Origin of the sequence: Aliiroseovarius sp. F20344 (genome assembly GCF_023016155.1) — a bacterium.
Taxonomy (GTDB): domain Bacteria; phylum Pseudomonadota; class Alphaproteobacteria; order Rhodobacterales; family Rhodobacteraceae; genus Aliiroseovarius.
Genome location: NZ_JALKBG010000008.1, coordinates 1,182,200 through 1,199,723 on the forward strand (window position 1 = coordinate 1,182,200; position 17,524 = coordinate 1,199,723).

At 55.2% G+C, this 17,524-nt stretch carries 22 protein-coding genes and 1 tRNA gene; 7 read left to right on the top strand and 16 right to left on the bottom strand.

Features of this window, described 5'->3' with window-relative positions:
* The first annotated feature begins 79 nt into the window (after window positions 1–79).
* Both MWU55_RS14760 and MWU55_RS14765 read left to right on the top strand, forming a co-directional pair.
* The gene (locus MWU55_RS14760) at window positions 80–658 is read left to right on the top strand and encodes a YqaA family protein (RefSeq protein ID WP_246937333.1); all 579 of its coding nucleotides are present in this window, start codon (window positions 80–82) and stop codon (window positions 656–658) included.
* Window positions 655–1,155: a disulfide bond formation protein B gene (locus MWU55_RS14765; protein ID WP_246937335.1), complete on the top strand. Its 501-nt coding sequence runs from the start codon at window positions 655–657 to the stop codon at window positions 1,153–1,155. Before MWU55_RS14760 ends, MWU55_RS14765 begins: the two co-directional genes overlap by 4 nt.
* Here the strand turns inward: MWU55_RS14765 and MWU55_RS14770 are convergent, their stop codons facing one another.
* Window positions 1,156–1,905, bottom strand: a complete 750-nt coding sequence (locus MWU55_RS14770) for an RNA methyltransferase (RefSeq protein ID WP_246937337.1) — start codon at window positions 1,903–1,905, stop codon at window positions 1,156–1,158.
* 74 nt (window positions 1,906–1,979) lie between these two features.
* Between MWU55_RS14770 and MWU55_RS14775 the strand changes: the two genes are divergently transcribed.
* Together MWU55_RS14775 and MWU55_RS14780 are read left to right on the top strand one after the other, a co-directional pair.
* Entirely contained in the window at window positions 1,980–2,309 is a 330-nt protein-coding gene (locus MWU55_RS14775) for a TfoX/Sxy family protein (RefSeq protein ID WP_246937338.1), read from the top strand.
* Window positions 2,310–2,378: 69 nt separating this feature from the next.
* Window positions 2,379–3,020 carry a thiamine phosphate synthase gene (locus MWU55_RS14780; protein ID WP_246937340.1) on the top strand — a complete coding sequence of 214 codons (642 nt, stop codon included), beginning with the start codon at window positions 2,379–2,381 and terminating at the stop codon, window positions 3,018–3,020.
* On the opposite strand, the gene MWU55_RS14785 is transcribed toward MWU55_RS14780, so the two are convergent.
* The 3 genes from MWU55_RS14785 to MWU55_RS14795 all read right to left on the bottom strand — a co-directional run bounded on the left by MWU55_RS14785 (window position 3,017) and on the right by MWU55_RS14795 (window position 4,884).
* Window positions 3,017–3,850 carry a lysophospholipid acyltransferase family protein gene (locus MWU55_RS14785; RefSeq protein WP_246937343.1) on the bottom strand — a complete coding sequence of 278 codons (834 nt, stop codon included), beginning with the start codon at window positions 3,848–3,850 and terminating at the stop codon, window positions 3,017–3,019. The two genes, MWU55_RS14780 and MWU55_RS14785, sit on opposite strands and share 4 nt — an antisense overlap.
* Complete coding sequence (locus tag MWU55_RS14790; RefSeq protein ID WP_246937345.1) at window positions 3,847–4,617, bottom strand: GNAT family N-acyltransferase; 771 nt, start codon at window positions 4,615–4,617, stop codon at window positions 3,847–3,849. The genes MWU55_RS14785 and MWU55_RS14790 overlap by 4 nt, the downstream gene beginning before the upstream one ends.
* A 75-nt stretch (window positions 4,618–4,692) precedes the next feature.
* Entirely contained in the window at window positions 4,693–4,884 is a 192-nt protein-coding gene (locus MWU55_RS14795; RefSeq protein ID WP_246937347.1) for a DUF3553 domain-containing protein, read from the bottom strand.
* A gap of 27 nt (window positions 4,885–4,911) precedes the next feature.
* Between MWU55_RS14795 and MWU55_RS14800 the strand changes: the two genes are divergently transcribed.
* Complete coding sequence (locus MWU55_RS14800; protein ID WP_246937349.1) at window positions 4,912–5,511, top strand: histidine phosphotransferase family protein; 600 nt, start codon at window positions 4,912–4,914, stop codon at window positions 5,509–5,511.
* Window positions 5,512–5,565: 54 nt separating this feature from the next.
* On the opposite strand, the gene MWU55_RS14805 is transcribed toward MWU55_RS14800, so the two are convergent.
* The 8 genes from MWU55_RS14805 to MWU55_RS14840 form a co-directional block, all read right to left on the bottom strand.
* Window positions 5,566–6,813 (bottom strand): glutamate-5-semialdehyde dehydrogenase, encoded by a 1,248-nt coding sequence (locus MWU55_RS14805; RefSeq protein WP_246937351.1) that lies wholly within the window; start codon window positions 6,811–6,813, stop codon window positions 5,566–5,568.
* A 39-nt stretch (window positions 6,814–6,852) separates the two neighbouring features.
* Window positions 6,853–7,959: a glutamate 5-kinase gene (proB, locus tag MWU55_RS14810; RefSeq protein WP_246937353.1), complete on the bottom strand. Its 1,107-nt coding sequence runs from the start codon at window positions 7,957–7,959 to the stop codon at window positions 6,853–6,855.
* Window positions 7,947–8,978, bottom strand: a complete 1,032-nt coding sequence (obgE, locus tag MWU55_RS14815) for a GTPase ObgE (protein ID WP_246937355.1) — start codon at window positions 8,976–8,978, stop codon at window positions 7,947–7,949. The genes proB and obgE overlap by 13 nt, the downstream gene beginning before the upstream one ends.
* 86 nt (window positions 8,979–9,064) lie before the next feature.
* Window positions 9,065–9,241, bottom strand: a complete 177-nt coding sequence (locus MWU55_RS14820) for a hypothetical protein (RefSeq protein ID WP_246937358.1) — start codon at window positions 9,239–9,241, stop codon at window positions 9,065–9,067.
* Window positions 9,238–9,756, bottom strand: a complete 519-nt coding sequence (locus tag MWU55_RS14825; RefSeq protein WP_246937360.1) for a GNAT family N-acetyltransferase — start codon at window positions 9,754–9,756, stop codon at window positions 9,238–9,240. Before MWU55_RS14825 ends, MWU55_RS14820 begins: the two co-directional genes overlap by 4 nt.
* Before the next feature lie 9 nt (window positions 9,757–9,765).
* Entirely contained in the window at window positions 9,766–10,305 is a 540-nt protein-coding gene (locus MWU55_RS14830) for a GNAT family N-acetyltransferase (protein ID WP_246937362.1), read from the bottom strand.
* A 197-nt stretch (window positions 10,306–10,502) separates the two neighbouring features.
* Entirely contained in the window at window positions 10,503–10,772 is a 270-nt protein-coding gene (rpmA, locus tag MWU55_RS14835; protein WP_133488497.1) for a 50S ribosomal protein L27, read from the bottom strand.
* Between the two features lie 21 nt (window positions 10,773–10,793).
* Window positions 10,794–11,453: a 50S ribosomal protein L21 gene (locus MWU55_RS14840; RefSeq protein WP_246937940.1), complete on the bottom strand. Its 660-nt coding sequence runs from the start codon at window positions 11,451–11,453 to the stop codon at window positions 10,794–10,796.
* Window positions 11,454–11,747: 294 nt separating this feature from the next.
* Here MWU55_RS14840 and MWU55_RS14845 point away from each other — a divergent pair, with 294 nt between their 5' ends.
* Entirely contained in the window at window positions 11,748–13,916 is a 2,169-nt protein-coding gene (locus MWU55_RS14845; protein WP_246937363.1) for a tetratricopeptide repeat-containing sulfotransferase family protein, read from the top strand.
* A gap of 2 nt (window positions 13,917–13,918) precedes the next feature.
* Here the strand turns inward: MWU55_RS14845 and MWU55_RS14850 are convergent, their stop codons facing one another.
* Both MWU55_RS14850 and MWU55_RS14855 read right to left on the bottom strand, forming a co-directional pair.
* Window positions 13,919–14,641, bottom strand: a complete 723-nt coding sequence (locus MWU55_RS14850; protein WP_246937365.1) for a hypothetical protein — start codon at window positions 14,639–14,641, stop codon at window positions 13,919–13,921.
* A gap of 179 nt (window positions 14,642–14,820) precedes the next feature.
* On the bottom strand, window positions 14,821–15,642 hold the full coding sequence (locus MWU55_RS14855) for a DUF2059 domain-containing protein (protein WP_246937367.1): 822 nt from the start codon (window positions 15,640–15,642) through the stop codon (window positions 14,821–14,823).
* Between the two features lie 163 nt (window positions 15,643–15,805).
* Between MWU55_RS14855 and MWU55_RS14860 the strand changes: the two genes are divergently transcribed.
* A tRNA-Ser gene (locus MWU55_RS14860) sits at window positions 15,806–15,895 on the top strand.
* A 186-nt stretch (window positions 15,896–16,081) separates the two neighbouring features.
* Here MWU55_RS14860 and phoB read toward each other — a convergent pair.
* Both phoB and phoU read right to left on the bottom strand, forming a co-directional pair.
* The gene (gene phoB / locus MWU55_RS14865; RefSeq protein ID WP_246937369.1) at window positions 16,082–16,771 is read right to left on the bottom strand and encodes a phosphate regulon transcriptional regulator PhoB; all 690 of its coding nucleotides are present in this window, start codon (window positions 16,769–16,771) and stop codon (window positions 16,082–16,084) included.
* A gap of 2 nt (window positions 16,772–16,773) precedes the next feature.
* Window positions 16,774–17,499 (bottom strand): phosphate signaling complex protein PhoU, encoded by a 726-nt coding sequence (phoU, locus tag MWU55_RS14870; RefSeq protein ID WP_246937371.1) that lies wholly within the window; start codon window positions 17,497–17,499, stop codon window positions 16,774–16,776.
* Window positions 17,500–17,524: the final 25 nt, after the last annotated feature.

Consider the following 17,524-nt stretch of genomic DNA (forward strand, 5'->3'; position numbering starts at 1 on the left):
CGCTAGCATCAAGCACAGCTCACTTGACCTTGGGCCATGCACGTGGTTCGTCAGGGCCAAGAAATTTACAGGCACAGACATGATCAAAAAGCTTTACGATTGGACGATGAGCTTGGCTGACACGCCACATGCCCTATGGGCACTGGCAATCGTCGCCTTTGTGGAAAGCTCGGTTTTTCCCATTCCGCCTGACGTATTGATGATCCCGATGATCATCGCCCGCCCCTCGCGTGCATTTGTGATTGCTGGTGTGGCGCTTGTCGCGTCGGTGCTTGGTGGGATGTTCGGCTACTATATCGGCTGGGGTTTGTTTGAAAGCGTGGGGCGCCCAGTGTTGGAGTTCTACGGCAAGGACAAGTATTTCGACGAATTCGCAACACGCTATAACGAATGGGGCGCATGGGCCGTGTTGGTCGCGGGCGTCACCCCCTTTCCTTACAAGGTCATCACAATCCTGTCGGGAGCGACCGGGTTGAACTTCGGGGTCTTCATGATCGCTAGCGTCATCGCACGCGGCTTGCGTTTCTTCATCGTGGCAACGCTCTTGTGGAAATTCGGCGCTCCGATCCGCGACTTCATTGAGCGCCGACTGGGTTTGATGTTTACTCTTTTCTGTATCCTGCTGATTGGCGGGTTCTATGCGGTAAAATTCCTATGAGCATGCTTGACCGACTGTCCACCAAAACCCTGATCATCAGCGCCGCTGTTGCATCTGCGGGCATTCTTGCGGGCGCTTTCATCTTTCAGGCTCTGGGATATGCACCCTGCAAAATGTGCTTCTGGCAACGCTGGCCCCATGCCATCGCAGTTATCCTTGGTGGGGCTGCACTCGCTACAAAGCTTCGCATGCTGCGTTGGCTGGGCGCATTGAACATGGCCGTCTCAGCCGGGCTGGGCATCTATCATTCTGGTGTTGAGCGAAAGTGGTGGGAAGGTCCATCCTCTTGCACGGGCGGCGGCGTTGGCGATCTGTCTGTCGAAGACCTGCTGGCACAGATCCAAGCGGCCCCGCTGGTGCGCTGCGACGAAATCCCGTGGCGCCTGTCCGACATGATCCCGATCGAGGCTTTGGACATCACTATGGCCAACTTTAACGCCTTTGGCTCACTGGTCTTGATGGTGATGTGGATCGTGGCGGCTCGTCGCGCGGACTAATCAGCCCTTATTGCGAAGTAGCTGGCGCAGAATGCCGTGAAACATCTGAACGTCCAAACGGCTTAGGTTCAACCGGCTCCACATATTGCGCTGGGTGATTTTCATCACCTCGGCTTTTGTCTCCGGGAAGAAATAGCCAGCCTCATCCAACCGCTCTTCATAATGCTCTGCCAGCTTCTCGACCTCGATCGCGCTGGCGGGTTCGCTGCCGGCCCATTCCATCACGTGATGCGCTACCTCATGGCTTTGGCGGCGGTATTCATAGGCGGTCAGCAGCACACATTGCGCAAGGTTCAGAGACGCGAACTCTGGGTTCACCGGGACCGAGATCAAGGCATTTGCCCTGGCCACTTCGTCATTTTCAAGCCCAGTGCGTTCTGGCCCAAACAAGACAGCCACTTTCTTGCCCTGAAGCCGCATGGCACGGGCTTCTTCCATCGCCCGCTCCGGGCTGAGGATCGGCTTTGCCAGATCGCGTGACCGCGCAGTTGTAGCATAGACATAGTCGCAATCGCCAATCCCATCGGCCAGATTGTCATAGATCCCTGCCGCATCCAATACGCGCCCTGCCCCGGACGCCATCGCAACAGCGGCTTGATTGGGCCATCCGTCCCGCGGATCGATAATGCGCATACGCTCCAACCCAAAGTTCAGCATGGCGCGCGCAGCGGCCCCAATGTTCTCACCCATTTGCGGGCGCACCAGAACAATCTCGGGCTGCGGTCCCAGTTTGGCATCGGGGCTGTTCATCACGGCAATCTCTTTCAATTAGTCGGGCGCGTGATACGCTGACAAAGATCATTCGGCAAGCAGGAGCTGATCTTATGGCCTTTGACGCAGGCATCTATGAAATACTGAAAGAAGATTTGAGCGGGCGTTCCGATCTGGTTGAGAAGAAGATGTTTGGCGGAATAGCCTTCATGCTAAACGGCAACATGCTGTGCGGTGTTCACAAAAACGGCGCAATGTATCGGGTCGGTAAAGATAACGAGGCTCAGGCGCTTGATCTGCCCGGCGCACGTAGAATGGACTTTACGGGCCGCCCTATGGGGGGCTTCATTGACGCTGGTGACGAAGCCTTGGAAGACGATGCAACACGCGCAGAGCTTTTGCGCCTTGCCATAGATTATGTGGGCGCTCTGCCCGCAAAATGATGCGCATACTTGCATTAGGCAAAAACACGGCTATGAAGCTGAGCAGACAGAACAAAAAGGATCGCGCAGATGGCCCCGAACGTCCAAGAGACCGAAATGGATCGCCCCCAGCTTTATCTTGTGACCCCGCCGGAAATCGAGCTGTCGCGTTTTCCCACTGTTCTCGCCAAGGCCCTTGATAGCTATGACACTGCTTGCCTGCGCCTGTCACTGGCAACCACGGATGAAGACCGCATCATGCGCGCTGCTGATGCCTGCCGCGAAGTCGCTCATGCGCGGGACGTGCCGATCGTAATTTCAGAACACGCGCTACTGGTCGAACGTCTGGGACTGGATGGCGTCCATCTGGGCGATGGCGCACGCCGCGTACGCAAAACCCGTGATGATCTAGGCGCAGATGCCATTGTTGGGGCCTACTGCGCCGCCTCGCGCCATGACGGACTGAACGCGGGCGAAGTTGGCGCGGATTATGTTAGCTTTGGCCCCGCCGGATCGACCGCATTGGGGGACGGAACGCGTGCAGAACATGACCTTTTTGCATGGTGGAGCCAAATGATCGAAGTTCCGGTGGTCGCTGAAGGTGCGTTGGACGAAGACACGATCCGCGCCCTGGCCCCCGTCACTGATTTCTTCGCAATCGGAGAAGAGATCTGGCGCACCGACGATCCCAACGAAACCTTGGGCCGTCTTCTGGCTGCAATGGATGGTTAACGCTCGACATTAAGGTCGCCCAAACCCTCGCGCACCGCCGCCTCGCAATGGGCGGCAAGTTCTTTCCGGCCTTTGAACTCCGAGACCTTTACCGGTTCATGATAGACAATCTCGACCTGCCCCTGACGAGGTGCCGCCAAGGTCTTTAGCAAATGCGGTGCGAACTCCATATCGCCCCACCAGCCATAGAACCGCGGATCACGTCCCTCGGGTGCGAAATAGCGCAGGGTGACGGGTTGCACCCACATGAAATCACGCAACTCCGGCGTGAAGAACGCCGCAAAAAGCGTTGATTTAAAAGGTAGTATTCTTCTGCTGTCGGAGGAGGTGCCTTCTGGAAAAAACAGAAGTTTGTGCCCTGCGGCCAGCCGTTCGCGAAAGACCTCGATCTGGTTGTGCGCTTCTTTTCGGTCCCGGTTGATAAACACCGTTCCGGTTGCACGCGCCAGCCAGCCAATACCTGGCCATTTGGCGACCTCGGATTTCGAAACAAAATAAACACGCTTGCGCGCATTGAGCGAGAATATGTCCAGCCATCCCGCGTGATTGGCCACCACAGCGCCTTTCTGGCGCATCGGCTGCCCAGTGGTTTTGAACGATATGCCCAACAGCCGAAACGCATTTCGGCAGACGAATTGAGTGATCCGAGGGGTGATCGGCCTGTTTGATCCAAATACTGGTCGTTCAATCAACCGGATCAAAAGCAAAATGATCAACCCACCAAACACCAACAACCCAAGGGGAAACCCGCGCAGAATGATACGCAAATAGTCCAATCCCGTAGGATGGAAGCCCTGCGGTTCATCCCCGCCCTGCCACGTCGCGCTCATCGCTTTGCACCCGAATAGATAGCTTTGTGTTTCTCGCTGACAAGCGACATGTCGATGATCAGGCACACATCAATTGTGTTGAACACATGATCGATATACGCCCCCTCGCCTACAAATCCACCAAGCCGCAAATAGCCTTTGATCAGCGACGGAACTTCGCGCATTGCTGCGGGTCGATTGATGGCATCTTCGGGAAGCAAATCCATGCTTTGGAAAACATCGGTTTGCGCTTGCACCCGAATGACTTCGGGGGCGAGATGCCGATGATGCAGCAAGGAAAGCGGGCCTTTGAGCGCATCCACATCCGTTCCGTGAAACGAGGCCACTCCAAATAGGATTTCGATACCATGTTGATCAACATACTCCGCCAAGCCGCTCCACAGATGCATCATCGCGGCGCCACCACGATAGTCGGGATGCAGGCAGGATCGCCCAAGCTCCATCAATTTCCGACCAGATGCCTTAAGCACTGTCAGATCATATTCGGCTTCTGAATAGAAATGGTCCGGACCATCCGATGCGCCAATTTTATCACCCCGCAACAACCGATAGACCCCAACTGCAGGAGAGCCCTCTCTCGCATGGTCAAACAAGATCAGATGGTCATAAAACGGATCAAACGAGTCCCGCTCCAATCCCGTTTCGTGATCGACAAGCGGCCCATCCCCACCCAGCTCGCGGATGAAGACATCGTAACGCAGCTTTTGGGCCGCAATAAGATCTGCTTCACTTTGGGCCAGTCTCAGTTCAAAATCAGGCGCAGCCATGTGGATTAACCATTTGATAACCTTATTGAGCTCTTATGGCTCGGGCGAAGGATATGCAACGCAGCCTCACTGCGTTCAAGAGGGATCAGAAAGGTCAAAAACTGGTATCAAGTCAATCAACTCGATCATTATCACCTGTTTCCCAGCATGTTCGAAATTCACCGTCACGCGGCCACCAATGTTGGATTGCACCTGCCCCAGCCCCCAATCGGGCTTTTGTGGATGGCGCACCAGCATTCCCGGTTCCAAAAGTGATCCCAAACCCATGACCTATTTCCCCATCAGGCTTCATTCATGACCAAACAAGACCGCGACCTTACATCTTTGATCGGCTCTCGTATCTGCCATGACCTTATCAGCCCTTTGGGGGCAATCGGCAATGGGGTTGAGCTGCTACAGCTTTCCGGGATGGGGGACAGTCCAGAAATGGCGTTGATTGCTGAAAGCGTGACGAACGCCAACTTGCGGATCAGGTTTTTCCGAGTAGCCTTTGGCGCGGCGACGGACGGTCAGTCGCTTTCTGAAAAGGAAATTCGGGCAGTTCTTGCCCCGGGCGCGGACGGTCGGAAAATCGCAATCGACTGGCAGCCAGTTGGCGATTTGCCAAGGCCCGAGGTCAAGTTGGCCTTTCTAGCCCTTCAATGCTTTGAAAGTGCATTGCCTTGGGGCGGTCATGTGACTGTTTCACGGAATGATGGGCATTGGAAAATGGAAGCTGTCGCTGATCGCCTGAATGCGTATGCAGACCTGTGGGGGCTATTGTCGGCAAGCAACTCTGATCTTGACGTCCCACCTGCTCAGGTACATTTCGCGCTGATCCTTCCGGAACTTCAGCACCAAAACCGAACGGCCGTCACGAAAATCACAGAGCAGTCGATCAGTTTGTCGTTCTAAAGTCGGGGTTGCGAGCCTACGAGAACAGGACGGCTCGCAAGTGATTTGAAGACATCAGGCTCGCGTGGTTCCGTCGCCCACCACCAGGTATTTGAACGAAGTCAATTGCTTGGCGCCAACCGGGCCGCGCGCATGCATCTTACCAGTGGCGATCCCAATCTCGGCTCCCATGCCAAACTCTCCACCGTCCGCAAACTGGGTCGAGGCATTGCGCATCAGAATGGCGCTGTCCAACCGCGTGAAGAAATGTTCGGCTGTCGCGTCATCCTCAGTCATGATCGCATCCGTATGGGACGAGGAATAGCGGTTGATATGCTCAATCGCGCCATCCACATCGTCGACCAGCTTGGCAGCAATGATGCTGTCCAAATACTCTGTGCCCCAATCGGCATCGGTTGCGGGCTTGCTGCCCGACAGACCGTCACCCGCCCGAACTTCAATCCCGGCGGCGATCAGTTCATCAATCACGCTTTGCCCAAGTTCTTTCGCGTCTTTGTGGATCAACAAACACTCTGCAGCCCCGCAAATTCCGGTCCGGCGCGTCTTTGCGTTCAGGACAACTTTTCGGGTCTTCTCGGCGTCGGCGTGCTTGTCGATATAGATATGCACAATACCTTCCAGATGAGCAAAAACTGGCACACGGGCTTCACGCTGGACCAGCCCAACAAGCCCTTTTCCGCCCCGCGGAACGATAACGTCGACATAATCTGTCATGGTCAAAAGCTCGCTGACCGCAGCGCGATCACGGGTTGGGATCAACTGGATTGCATCCTCGGGCAATCCTGCGACACGTAAACCGTCCTGCAAACAGGCGTGGATCAAGCCCGCGGAATGGAAACTTTCAGATCCACCGCGAAGGATCACTGCATTGCCCGCCTTCAAGCACAGCGCACCTGCATCTGCCGTTACGTTCGGGCGGCTTTCATAGATTACGCCAATCACCCCTAAAGGCGTGCGCACACGACGGATATTCAAACCCGAAGGGCGATCCCAATCTTCCAGAACCTCGCCGACCGGGTCATCCTGCGCGGCAACAGCGCGTAAGCCGTCACACATGCCTTTGATACGATCTTCGTCTAACATCAGACGATCCATCATCGCATCTGAAAGACCTTTGTTACGCCCAAAGGCCATGTCCTTCACATTGGCAGCAATGATCTCATCCCGGCGCGCCCAACAGGCGTCTGCTGCGGCCATCAACGCCTTTTCTTTCGCGTCGGATGGGGCGAAAGCAAGGTCACGTGCGGCCGCGCGGGCGCGGGTGCCAATGTCGGTCATCATTGTTTTGATGTCATCGCTCATCTTGCTTACTCCGTATGTATTCCGCGTATCGTATTGTTCTTAAAGAGACATGTCATCCCGGTGGATCAACGCCGCTCGACCCGGATGGCCAAGGATCGGTTCAATCTGGTCAGACCGCTGCCCTTTGATTGCCCGTGCTTCATCGGCGGTATAGCCGACCAGCCCCGCCCCAAGATGGGTTCCGTCGGGTCCTTGAATGTCCACAGGATCCCCCCGGTGGAAACTGCCGACCACATCGGTCACCCCGGCCGAAAGCAGGGACCTACCCGATTGGAGTGCCACAACAGCGCCCTGATCCAGAACCAAAATGCCCTGAGGTTTCATCGACGCGATCCAATGTTTGCGCGCGGCCTTTGGCGTGGTGCGCGCGGTAAATAGCGTGGACGGCGCGCCGTTCATGAGCGTTGTCAGGGGGTTAAGGCGAGACCCTTCGGTGATCGTCATGTCACACCCTGCCCCGGTCGCGGTCTTGGCAGCCATCACCTTGGTCTTCATGCCGCCTTTGGACAGCCCAGTGCCAGCGTCCCCAGCCATCGCCTCGATCTCGGGCGTGATTTGGGTGATCACATCATAGCGCTTTGCCGAAGGATCGGTTTTGGGATTGCCAGAATAAAACCCGTCGACATCCGACAGAAGCACCAGGTGATCTGCGCCGATGGTTACGGCCACTTGGGCAGCTAAGCGGTCATTGTCTCCAAAGCGAATTTCATCCGTCGCGACCGTGTCGTTTTCATTCACGATTGGAACAACGTCCAATGATAGGAGCGTTTCAAGCGTAGCCCGCGAGTTTAGGTAGCGACGACGATCTGCGCTGTCTTCGAGCGTAACCAGCACCTGCGCGGTCGTTGCGCCCAACGGGGTCAGCGCCTCTTCATACGCTCGGGCCAAGCGGATCTGACCAACCGCGGCTGCGGCCTGTGATTGCTCAAGCGACAGAGTTCCCAACGGAAGGCTCAGCACGCCCCGCCCCAAGGCGATGGAACCCGAGGACACCAGAACCACATCCGCCCCCGACGCCTTGAACGATGCAACATCCGCACACAGTGACCCCAGCCAGTCGGCCTTAAGCGCACCCGTATCGGCATCAACCAGCAAGGCTGATCCGATTTTGACAACGATGCGTTTTGCGTCGCTTAGGGCTGCCACTTTTCTTCTTCCTCAACAGGTTTTTGCCGGATGCGATCTTCCGAGATCTCCTTGCGCAAAGCGCGCAACACATCAGTTGTGCCTTGTTTGGCAACGCCCGACATAAACATCACGGGGCCAGCAACGGCCTCTAACGCAGCTTGTTTTTCTACCCGTTCTTCATCATCCAAGGCGTCAACCTTGTTCAGAACTGTCACACGAGGTTTGCCGCCCAGAATGTCACCGTAATTCTCGATCTCGTTGATGATGGTCTGATAGTCCGCAACGACGTCTTCTGACGTGCCATCCACCAGATGCAAAAGCACTGCGCAGCGTTCCACGTGACCAAGAAACAGATCGCCCAACCCGCGCCCCTCGGACGCCCCTTCGATCAGGCCGGGAATGTCAGCAACGACGAACTCTGCCCCGTCGACACCCACAACGCCCAGATTGGGGTGCAGCGTAGTGAAAGGATAGTCGGCAATTTTTGGGCGCGCATTTGACGTCGCCGCAAGGAAGGTGGATTTGCCCGCATTGGGCAGCCCCAAAAGCCCCACATCAGCAATGAGTTTCAGGCGCAGCCATATCGTGCGCTCGATCCCCGGCTGACCAGGATTGGCACGACGTGGCGCGCGGTTGGTCGAGGATGTGAAATGAAGGTTGCCAAAGCCACCATTGCCGCCTTTGGCAATCACATAGCGTTGGCCCACTTCGGTCATGTCGGCCAGTACGGTTTCTTCGTCTTCGTCCATAACCTCGGTTCCGACGGGCACCCGAAGCACAATGTCGTCGCCATCAGCGCCGGTACGTTGCTGGCCCATACCAGGGCGTCCATTGCCTGCGAAAAAGTGCTGCTGATAGCGGAAGTCGATCAACGTGTTCAGTCCGTCCACAACCTCAACAATGACCGAGCCACCACGCCCGCCATCGCCACCATCTGGACCGCCATATTCGATGTATTTCTCGCGCCGGAACGACACACAGCCGCCGCCGCCGGATCCGGACCGGATATAGACTTTGGCTAGATCGAGAAATTTCATGACACGCGCCTTTCTGCTTTGTCACAGGCGATAGAGGGAAATGGGGCAAGTCTCAAGGGCAGAGCCATGCCCCGCTTGGCATTTGCTTAGTCCTGCGGTCGCAAAAGCTGGAAATTCCGCAAGGACGCATGGCCGACCGGATGCGGCCCATTCGCCGTATTCCGCACCACATCGAAGTCGGACACCAGAACCAACATCGCGTCAAAAACGGACGGCTGACTGCCGCGCACGGTCAGGCGCTTGGTTTTGAGCTGAGTGTTCATTGCGACACTTCCCAATCAGATCGTGTGAGCCGCATTTTGATCAGGGTTTCTGGGCAATCGCGCGAAACGCAGTGCTGGGCCTCGATCTCGCCGGTATCACGGAAGCCAAGCGACATCAGCACTGCGCGCGAGGCGTCGTTCTCGGGGAAATGACCCGAGGTGATTTCCCTGACATCTGACGTTTTAAAAAGATGATCCACCAGCGCACCGGCGGCTTCTTTCATCACTCCACGACCGTGATGATCACGCCCGAGCCAATAGCCCAACGACCCATCGATCCCGACTACCCCGATCACTTTGCCCGTCTCCTCAATCGCCAGCCCACCATAGGGGGAGCTTCGCGTAAGATGATCAAGAAAGCCTTCATAATCAGCATAGCTATAGGGATGCGGCACGACGGTAAGCCAGCGCGCGACCTCAAAATCATTTAAGGCACTCACTACTTGGTCGGCATCATCAGCTGCTAAAGGCCGCAGCACAAATCGCTGCGTCTCAATCCGTATAACGTTTTCCATTGCAAAGACTTACGCCATCTTTCTGATGTAAGTCCAAGTTGGAACCGTGACGCCACGGGCAACTGAATGGCTTTCAGCATCGCCAATGTATTCAAACCCTGCATGGGTCAGTACACGTGCTGACGCTGGGTTGTCCTGAAAGACCTCAGCGAAGATCGAGCTGTTGCCCAAGGGGTTTGACGCAATCAGGGCACTGACGGCTTCAGAGGCAATTCCTGCATTCCAAAATCCGGGCGCAACCCAATAGCCCAGCTGGCTTTGGCCCCGATCCAGTGAGGTTAGCGTGATCACGCCAACAACATTGTCCTGATTCTTGCCGAGTCCGTCCATGACCCAAACGTCTTCATCACGTGTCTCAGACAAGGCCCGTTCGATGAAGGCCTCGGTCACGCCGGGCGGCAAAGGATGCGGGATCGAGCGCGTGCCTTCGGCAACACGCTTGTCTGACGCAGACATATTCAACGCGCCAAGATCGGACGAACGTACTGGGCGCAGGACAAAACGATCCGACGGAATGGTCGGCTGAGTTCTTATTTCCACATGCTTCATGGCCTTCCCTCCTCTGAAAAGCTCAGAATGCACTGACTGTTCATTTCCCATGACCCACGACTAATCTGCATATCGGGCAGTTTTAGGGCGTTCATATGAACCTGAGATGAACAGGCAGATAATCTTCAAATACAAAAAGAAAAGGGGCCGGCTATCACAGCCGGCCCCTGGTTTTTCACAACCTTGTTAGGTTCGGCTTACTCAGCGGCCTCCGCCACTGGGAGAACCGAAATAAAGGTGCGGCCTTTAAGGCCCTTGTGGAATTTGACGGTGCCTTCGCTGGTTGCAAAGATTGTGTGATCTTTGCCCATGCCCACGTTTTCACCCGGCCACATCTTGGTACCGCGCTGACGCACGATGATGTTGCCCGGGATCACAACCTGACCACCGTATTTCTTAACACCAAGGCGACGACCGGCTGAGTCGCGGCCGTTACGGGATGAACCGCCTGCTTTTTTATGTGCCATTCTATCTCTCCTTAGCTCTTGTTAACCTTTGGCCAATTCTTTGGCCTGCTCAACCCAGCCTTCACGCTCGATGCGGCCTTTGAACGAAAGTGCTTCGTCGAACTTGGCAATATCATCGGCGCCCCAGGCAGCGATTTGAGCGAAGGTGGTTACACCAGCTTCCAGCAGTTTCTTCTCAAGCGCCGGACCTACACCCGACAGTTGCTTAAGATCATCGGCACCAGCGGGTGCTTCTGCTTTAGCGGCTTTCTTCGGCGCTGCTTTCGCAGGAGCTGCTTTCTTGGCAGGGGCTTTCTTAGCGGGTTTTGCAGCTCCAACAGCCGCACCCGAAACCGAACCTGCACCGATGGCAGCTTTCACACCCGATTTGTCCGCACCCTTTTCTAGGATGTCGGTCACGCGGAGCAGCGTCAGTTGCTGACGGTGACCCTTGGTGCGCTTCGAGCTGTGCTTACGGCGACGCTTCACGAAGTGAATGACTTTTTCGCCTTTGATCTGGTCGATAACTTCTGCCTGCACGCCAGCACCGTCTACGGTGGGTGTGCCGACAGTTCCGCCGACCATCAGAATCTCGTTGAACTGGACTTTTTCGCCAGCATCGGCCGCCAGCTTTTCGACGCGCAGAACGTCACCAGCTTGGACCTTATACTGCTTGCCGCCGGTTTTCATAACCGCAAACATATGATCTTCCTTCATAATCCGCGTCCTGTGGCCCCGACATATGCCGGTGTTTGGCGAAGGGCCCATCCCTTCTATTGCCTCGAACTGCGCATCCGCCACTTGCGTTTTGGACATAGTTTTAAGTTCCCGCACAGGATAACCTAGGCAGGAATGGCGGCTTATCGGGTGGAATGGGATTAAAGTCAAGGCAAATTGGCCAAGGAAACACGCTATTTTCCAACCATGCAGGCAGCCCCTTGCGACCTTGCCTTAGTCATAATAGCCAAGGGAGGTAAGCCATACCAGCCAGAACGGATGCGCGACATGCTGCCTTTGAATTCAATCCAGATCCCTGCCCTGTTTCAAAAAGCAGCCACGCTGGCACGTGCGGGCAAACCCGTCGACGCATTAAAGGTCCTTTCGCAGCTGGAAACGATGGCACCTATGCGCGCCGAAATTCCATTTCAACAAGCCCAGATTCTTCAACAAATGGGCGACAATTCTGCGTCGCTTGCCGCATATGAGAAGGCATCCCGCCTCGCCCCCGGCGAACAAGCCGTCTGGCGGGCCTACGTCACGCTGGCAGCGTCGATGGATGAACAAGCGCAGTCAGGCGTCGCAAAGCAGCTGAAAGGCGCGAAGCTACCAAGCGCAGAGCGTAAAAAGCTAATAGCCCTTCTGAGAGGCAAGGCAAACAAAACACATCGGACCAGCAAAACTGCAACCAAGTCCGAGATTGAAGCCCTCACCGCCCTCCTGAACGCTGGGCAAGCAAAGGATGCGGAACAACAAGCCCGCACCCTTCTAACCCGCGGGCCGAATGAGGCGATTTCGGTCATCCACGGTGTCGCCTTGGCAGCTCTTGGTCAGGCAGAGGCGGCTGAACAGGCCTTCAAAACTGCACTCACGGCAGATCCCGACTATGGCGAGGCCTTGGCGCAATATGGACAGTTCCTTTTGCTGCAGTCCCGTCGGATTGAAGCAAAACACGTTCTGGAACGCGCGCGTACCGTCATTCCGGACAACCCGATTGTCTTGGGCAATCTGGGAAAACTCTATACGGACATCAACGCGCCTAGCGATGCACTGGAATGCCTTGATGCTTTGTTAAAGATTGCCCCAGGCAATGCCGCAGGCTTGTTTACCCGCGCCCAGGCAAGGCTATCCCTTGAGGATGCAGCTGGCACGATCGAAGACCTTGATGCACTAAATGGCAAAAACGCCCCAGCAGGTGAAGTTCTCGCCCTGCGCGCGATGGCTGAAAAGTTGCGCGGGAATCTGCAGGCGTCCAAGGACGCAATCACCCAGGCGCTGGAAACTGAGCCAAATAAACTACGCGTCGTGACGATGGCTGCCAATTTGCTTCAGCAAAGCGGTGACTTTGATGGGGCCGAGACTGTCCTGCGGGATGCGCTCGCGCGGGGGGTCCGATCGGGCAGTGTCTACCGCATGGTCACTCAAGGTCGAAAGCTTAAGGCAGACGATCCGCTGATTGATGAGATGAAATCGCTCTGGGAAAGACAAGATCTTCCTGATGAGACCCGTGTCGATTTGGGATACGGGCTGGTGAAAGTGATGGAGGATCAGAAAGACGCAGAAGCGGCCTGGACCTATCTATCGCGTGCCAATGACGTGATGGCACGCCTCTATCCGCACGATGCGACAAATGAACAAAGCAACTTCGACCGCTTCAAGGCTTTCTTAAAAGGATTCGACCCTGCGCGGATCGGAACTTGCGGCTTTGATCAAAACAGCACCATCTTTGTAACCGGCCTGCCCCGCTCTGGCACGACACTGGTCGAACAAATCCTCGCCAGCCATTCGACCGTCACCGGAGGGGATGAACTGGGAGTTTTCCACCCGATGGGTTTCAAACAGGTCGCGGAAGTCGCCAAAACTGGCGGCCATATCACCGATATGACGGATGCGCAGTTCGATGGGCTTGGGCGCGACTACCAACAGGCCATCGACATCCGCCTTCCCGATGCGGATCGTATTACGGACAAGACGATTTCGACCTATCAGATTGCGCCATTGGTCTGGCTGTCCATGCCAAAAGCTAAGATCGTCGCTTTGCGACGCGATCCCCGCGATAATCTGTGGTCGATCTTCAAAAACCGATTTGTCCCCGGCCTGCACCGATACAGCTATTCGCAATCCGCTTTGGTGCAGACCTACAGGCTTTATACCGAGTATCTGGCGTTGTGGCGCGAGATGGCACCTGATCGCATCCACGAGATATCTTACGAGGATCTGGTCGACGATCCCGAAACCGAAATACGCAAACTGTTAGAGTTCTGTGAATTGGAGTGGGAAGAGGCCTGCCTTGATTTTCACAAGACGAAACGAGATGTAAAAACGCTTTCCGTCGCGCAGGTTCGCCAACCGCTTTACAAAAGTTCAGTTGGTAAATGGGAACCCTATGCCGAGCACCTTAAAGAGCTTCTGGACGGATTGGCCAAGATAGAGAAATCTGGAAACTGAACCTAAAGCTCTTCTTCTTGGGAAAAGACGCCAACGGCGCTTCCCAAATCGCTCGACAATCGCAGGTAAACTGCGTCAAACGCGCTGAACAACGCCTGGTTCAAAGCTTGTCCTGTCGGTGTTTCGGAAAACGCAACATAGCGTGCCAAAGCGCCCTCATCGACACGCTCATATGCCGTATGAAGATAAGCATACATCCATTCCGATGTGTCCGTTCGGATATCGCTTTCCTGCGACCAAACATGTGTGAGTATCTCATCCTCGGTCATATGACCGGTGGAGTCTGGCAAGCTTTGATTGAGCCTACTTAGAAACACGAAATTAGAATTCAGCGCACCCATCACGTTCAGTTCAATCAGGTCGTTTTTATCAATGTAACGCCCGATGATATCGTCCAGATCTTCCGGCGTATCCCCTTGCAGCCAGCGCTCTCGTGCGTCTTGTTCAACGTCGACATCCAGAAAGGCACGGCGGGCCGAGATTTCGTGCTGAATGATATCCTGCATCTCTTCACGTTTGTAAAAATTGCAGAGATCCGCCAAATCCGATTGTTGCAGGCTCTGACGAAATTGCTGTCTCAGCTCATGGGTCAACTCGGTTTCATCGTAGATCTTGTTGACCGCGGCATCCCACCGTGGGCCACCATCATGGCCCAACAAATCTATGTCAGACGACATGGCCATTTCAAGCCCCTCGTCATGCAGGATCGACACCATGTCAGCCATGCCCAATAGGGTCCATAACTCTTCAAAGCGTTGGGTTTCGCCGGCCTGAAATTGTTCGGACCCTTGCTGAACTACACCTGTATTCGTCGTCTCCGCCCCAAGCGGAATGGCAACACTAAAAGACAGCGACAGCGCCGCAATAGCACCCTTGACCGGGTAAGATATCAGAAACCGATTGATCACAGCTCTTGCTCTGGTGAAAGCTCTCCAAGCCGGCTGGCGAGGGTTTCATAGCGATTGGCCATGATCTCGAACTGAACCGCATTCAGGATTTCATAAACCTGACCCATCTTTGGGTCCTGAAGGGCAGACAGATAGTCAATCAAATCAGCCTCGCTGACGTCGCGATAAGCATAGGCGTTGGCAACCAGTGAGTTCTCTTCGATCCCGTCCCGCATGATATCGGTCTGGCTTTGCAGGATACCGCGCAGATCATTTTCATTCATCTCAAGCTCACTGGCCCCTGCTGCCATAGCGGCCAACAAATACCGCACCTGAATTTCGATCAGGGAGCGTATGGCAGTATCCGTTGAGCCAATCGCATCGCCCATCGCCTTATAAACCTGCACGCGCAAATCGCCGGATTCCAGCAATTCTGCAACAATATCAGCCCCTTCCGAATACTTCACCTCGTCTTCGGTCATGTGGCTTTCGTTTTCAACCTCAACCAAACGCTGACCCAAGGGGCTTTCATAAAACGCCATACCATGATCCAGAACATCCTGAGGCAGGACTGCGGATAGCATTTCAATGGCATCATCCAGCATGGACTTAGGTTCGAACACCTCTTCCGCCAGTTCTTGCCATTGACGCCCAAACACGTCCGGGTCTTCGCCGGTCAATGCGGGGCCTGCCATCGCGCCCAATTGGATCGATTCAATTGCTACATCGAAACCGGTAATCTTCAGGAAGGACCTGATTTCAGTTTCATCGCTTGCCGATGCCATCGTGGCCGGCAAAAGAACAGCGGCTATAAAGCCCATAATCCTGTTAATAATCATGTTATTATCTAAGGTATCCAACTTTGGTTTCCGCCCAAGACTATCGCTGAGCACTCCCAATGCCAAGCGGTGCCTCATCACGTTTAATCCAGCATTTCCAAAATAGGTGAAAAAAGTGGTTGCACATGCGGCGTAGGCGAATTATTTCCCCCAAGACCCCCGCGGAGAGGTGCCGGAGTGGTCGAACGGGGCGGTCTCGAAAACCGTTGTGGGTGCAAGCCTACCCAGGGTTCGAATCCCTGTCTCTCCGCCACTATCCCTTCAGGTTCGGATAGCAGGCCCGGTCAGTTTCCGCATTGTGATCACATTTAAGAAGCTAAGCCCGTGTTAGGATTGGGCTTACGCGTTCTAAACTTTGCCTTGCAGGCAACATTCGCCGATCTTCGAGCAATATCTATATATAACAAGGCATTGTTGTGGTTACCTTATGCAGCTTCGATCACCCGAGCGCGTAACCTGTGCCACGTACCGTACGCAATGGGTCCTCACCGCCATTTCGACAAAGCGCTTTGCGAAGGCGACCAACATGCACGTCCACGGTGCGCGTATCCACATACACATCCCGCCCCCAAACACGATCCAGAAGCTGCTCGCGGCTCCAAACGCGGCCGGGTTTTTCCATCAACGTGGTGAGAAGGCGAAACTCGGTCGGGCCCAGCTTCACCGGCTCCCCTGCCCGCGTCACACGATGGCTTTCGCCATCCAGAACGATGTCGGTGTATTCAAGCTTCTGCCCAACGGAAACCGGGCGTGTCCGGCGTAGTTGCGTGCGAATGCGCGCCATCAGCTCGCTCACCGAATACGGTTTGACCACATAATCGTCCGCGCCAGTTTCCAACCCCCGAACGCGGTCCACCTCTTCCGAGCGTGCGGACAACATGATCACCGGAATGCTCCGTGTTTCCTTACGGGTTTTGATCTGCCTGCAAATCTCAATGCCTGAGACACCGGGCAACATCCAATCCAACAAGATCAAATCTGGCATCACCTCTTCCACTAGGATCAAGGCGTCGTCGCCATTTTCGGCAAGTGCCACGTCATAGCCCTCGGCCGTAAGGTTATAACGGAGGATTTCGCGTTGCGCTGGCTCATCCTCGACCAGCAAAACACTCGGCTTATCCGTGCTCATGCCTATTCCTCACCAGCGTCTTCTACGGGCATTTGGTAATTGGCCGCGTTCCCCTTTGGCCGCGCTTCATCAGGAAGCTCTCCGCTGACCAGATAGATCACTTGATCTGCGATCGATGTGACATGGTCGCCCATACGCTCAATATTCTTGGCGATGAAATGCAAGTGCATGCAGGACGATATGTTGCGCGGGTCTTCCATCATGAAGGTTAGGAACTCGCGGAACAGTGCGTTGTACATCTGATCCACTTCCAGATCGCGATGGCGCACATCTTGTGCAAGCTCCTCGTCCCGGCGGATATAGGCGTCCAGCGCGTCCGTCAGCATCTGGCGCACTTCGCTGGCCATCCGTTTGATCGCGCCAGACGCGCCATCAATGGGCTGCATATGCACCAGAACGGTGGTCCGTTTGGCCATGTTCTTCGCATAATCGCCGATACGTTCAAGGTTGGCGGCAACTTTCATCACAGTCAGAACGGTTCGGAGGTCTGACGCAATGGGTTGGCGCAAAGCAAGCACGCGGGCACATTCTTCCTGAATTTGCAGGTCCAGCGCGTCGATTTTCTTATCGTTCTTGCGCACGGTCTCGGCCAGCTCCTCGTCCCGTCCCTTCAATGATTTGGCACCATCGCGGATTGAAACTTCGACCATCCCGCCCATCTTCATCAGGTGGGCTTGAATTTCTTCCAGATCACGGTCGAACGCGGATGCAATATGTTGATCAATCATGTCTTTTCTCCTGCCCCGAGGGGCC